Genomic DNA, 325 nt, shown 5'->3' with positions numbered 1-325 from the left:
GCAGTGGTATCAACGCAGAGTACATGGGGAACTACACCCACTTTGATTTCTGTATTCTGACATGGCCACGATCAACAGGGACACGCACCTTACTTCTATGTTGCTCCTGTTCCTCACGACGCATGAGGAAGAGCATGCACATAAACTAGGTTTCGACATGTCCTTGATCAATACTACGGATGTCGAAGGCACTGTGTCCATTAAAGACCAGACCGTCACCCTGTCTCTTGCAAATGGTATGACCTTTGTCTCGCAGGAGAAGTATGATTATTACACATTCCTGGTCCCCGCTATCACGGAGGAGCCGGGAAAACTCTATCGGCGC

The 325-nt window shown here is 48.9% G+C and carries 1 protein-coding gene; it reads left to right on the top strand.

Annotated elements, in window-relative coordinates:
• Positions 1 to 61: 61 nt before the first annotated feature.
• On the top strand, positions 62 to 325 hold a 264-nt coding region (locus ON43_RS45985; RefSeq protein WP_040814574.1), incomplete at its 3' end, for a hypothetical protein.

Origin of the sequence: Nocardia concava NBRC 100430 (genome assembly GCF_000308815.1) — a bacterium.
Classification (GTDB): domain Bacteria; phylum Actinomycetota; class Actinomycetes; order Mycobacteriales; family Mycobacteriaceae; genus Nocardia; species Nocardia concava.
The sequence above is the reverse complement of the archived record's forward strand: the minus strand, read 5'-3'. Positions and strand labels throughout refer to the sequence as shown.